Here is a 2,762-nt window from a genome sequence, read left to right as displayed (position 1 = left end):
CGGCACGGCCGTGCCGGCCCTCGTCCACGTCTCCGGGGTCGTCGGCCCCGACGCGGACCCGTCCACCGTGGGCCACGCCTCGCAGGCCCAGGGCGGCACCGGTGACGGCAAGGGCCCCGGCGGTGGCGAGACCACCGCGGGCGGCGCCTCGGACGAGGCCGGGAAGGACCGCGAGGACGGCGGGAAGGACGAGGAGAAGGAGGCCGGGACCGGGGTGAGCACGGGCGTGACGGAGGGGGCGGACCCCTCGGCGAGCGCCGCCACGGGGTCCTCCGCCTGTACGGCCGCGCAGCTCGGTCCGGCCGTCGCGAGCAGTGGTGCCCCCGACTCCACCGGCGCGGTCTACGGGTCCTTCCGGGTCACCAACGTGTCCGTCGCCGGCTGCACGGTCGGCAGCCCGGGAAGCCTGGGCGTGACGCCGCTGGGCGCGGCCGACGCCGCCAGGGTGGGCTCGGCCCGGCACGTGGCGGGGGACGCGGCGGCGGGCCTGCCGGACCCGTCCCTGGAGGCCGGGCAGCTGCTGCTCAAGCCGGGTGAGTCGTACGACGTGAAGTTCGCCTGGGTGCCCTCCGAGCCCTGCCCCGTCGACGGCGGGGGCGGCGACAACGGCGGCACCGGCACCCCCGGTGGCACCGGCGGTACCGGCGGCTCCGGCGACCCCTCGCCCGGCCCCAGCCCCTCCGAGCAGCCGACGGTCGACGACAGCACGTCCACGGGCGGGGAGACGGGGACCACGCCCCAGCTCCTCAGGGCGGACGGCACCGCCGACGGCGGCGTGACGCTGACGTACACCCCGGCCTCGGGGGCCGGCACGGCGACCGCCACGGTGGCCAACGCCTGCGCGGGGACCGTCTACTGGACGGGACTGCTGCCGGCCACGGCGGGCTGACCGGCCCCGCCCGGCGCGCTCCCCGACGGACTCGACCGGCCCGTCACACTCCCGACGGGCTCGGCTGGTCCCGCTGTTCCGGCCGGTCCCGCTCCTGCTGCGGGTCCGGCCCGGGCCCCGCTTCCCCGGCCGGGGCCAGGCCCAGCTCCGTGTCCCGAATCAGCTCCGCCTCACGGCGCACCAGCCGGAACCACATGAAGATCACGAAGCCCACGAAGGCGAACCACTCGGCGGTGTAGCCGAGGTTCTGGAAGGCCTTGATGTCCAGGCCGGTGCCGCCGGGCGCGACCGCGGGCACCGCCCGCATCCCCGAGTCGCCCCGGTTGAGGGTGATCCACGCGTCGTACACCTCGTGGGGCACCAGGTTCACCAGGGACGCCGAGCTGATCGCGCCGGTCTGGCCCTCGGGCAGGCCGCTGAGCGCGGGGACGCCGTTGCTGCCGGGCGTCTCGGACGCCTGGAGCGCCCCGGTGACGGTGACCTCGCCGTCCGGCGGCGCGGGCGCGCCGGCCGGCTCCGGGTCGCCGGGCAGCCAGCCCCGTACGACGGGCAGCACCTTGCCGGTGCCGGTGTGCAGCAGCGTCAGGACGTAGTGGCCGGGTTCGCCGTCGAGGTCGCGGTGGGGCACGAGGAACTGCTCCCCGTAGCGGCCGCTCGCGGTGGCCTGCCGGCCCGAGGTCGCCTTGTCCACCGGCAGCAGCGTGTCCAGCGGCCGGGCCTCCTTCTGCCGGCCGGCGACGACGTCGTCCTCCGCGCCGCGGTGGTTCTCGACGCGGTCCTCGAAGCGGCCCAGCTGCCATGAACCCATGAAGATGCAGAAGGGGATGGCGAGCAGCACGAAGACGTTGATCCCCCACCATCGGGGCGTCAGCAGAAACCGGTACACACCCCCACCGTACGGGGCGGCGCCCGGGAACCGGTTCGCGGGGCCGCCCCGAAGTCCCGTGGTCCCACCGTTTTGCGGGCCGGGGGACCCGGTCGTCCACAGGCTGGGGACCCCGGCCGCCCGCGGACCGGGATCCGGTCCTCCCCGGGCTGGGGGTCTCGGCGGCGCGACACCCGTCGGGACGGGCAAGATGGGGCCATGACTGAGAGCAACGGGTCCGGCGCACCGGCGGGGCGGACCGACCGGACCGAGCGAGTACATCAGGGCGAACAGATGCCCGACTGGGAGAAGCGCTTCCGGGCACCCCGGGTGTCCCTGCCCGACTGGGCGGAGGACGCCCCCGACCGTTCCCTGTTCGTGTCGAACGCGACGGGGACGTACGAGCTGTACGCCTGGGACCGGTCGACCGGTGAGCAGCGCCAGGTGACGGACCGGCCCAACGGCACCACGGACGGTGTGCTCTCGCCGGACGGCGAGTGGATCTGGTGGTTCGACGACAAGGACGGCGACGAGTTCGGCGTCTGGCGCCGCCAGCCGTTCGCGGGCGGCCCCGACGAGCTCGCCGCTCCGGGGCTGGGCGCCTCGTACCCGGCCGGTCTCGCCCTGGGCCGGGACGGGAGGACGGCCGTCGTGGGCCGCTCCACGGACGAGGACGGCACGACGATCCACCTGGTGCGGACCGCCCCGCGGGACGGGGACGGGGAGCCGGTGGCGCCGGTGGAGATCTACCGGCACCGTGAGTCGGCGGGCGTCGGGGACCTCTCGCACGACGGTTCGCTGATCGCCATCGAGCACACCGAGCACGGCGACGCGATGCACTCCGCGCTGCGCGTGCTGCGCCACGACGGCACCACCGTCGCCGAGCTGGACGACACCAGGGGCGGCACCGAGGAGCTGGGCCTGGAGGTGCTGGGCTTCGCTCCCGTGGCCGGTGACACGCGTCTGCTCGTCGGCCACCAGCGGCGCGGCCGCTGGGAGCCCATGGTG

Annotated in this window: 2 protein-coding genes and 1 pseudogene; 2 read left to right on the top strand and 1 reads right to left on the bottom strand. The window is 75.8% G+C overall.

What is annotated here, in order from left to right:
• Positions 1-889, top strand: a pseudogene (locus AOK18_RS14440) (hypothetical protein); the annotation flags it as partial.
• A gap of 43 nt (positions 890-932) precedes the next feature.
• Here the strand turns inward: AOK18_RS14440 and AOK18_RS14435 are convergent.
• The gene (locus tag AOK18_RS14435) at positions 933-1,775 is read right to left on the bottom strand and encodes an SURF1 family protein (RefSeq protein WP_055694619.1); all 843 of its coding nucleotides are present in this window, start codon (positions 1,773-1,775) and stop codon (positions 933-935) included.
• Between the two features lie 198 nt (positions 1,776-1,973).
• Here AOK18_RS14435 and AOK18_RS14430 point away from each other — a divergent pair.
• The coding region (locus tag AOK18_RS14430; RefSeq protein ID WP_420865608.1) for a TolB family protein at positions 1,974-2,762 on the top strand (789 nt) is incomplete at its 3' end.

This window comes from Streptomyces prasinopilosus, assembly GCF_001419695.1.
Classification (GTDB): Bacteria; Actinomycetota; Actinomycetes; order Streptomycetales; family Streptomycetaceae; genus Streptomyces; species Streptomyces prasinopilosus.
The sequence above is the reverse complement of the archived record's forward strand: the minus strand, read 5'-3'. Positions and strand labels throughout refer to the sequence as shown.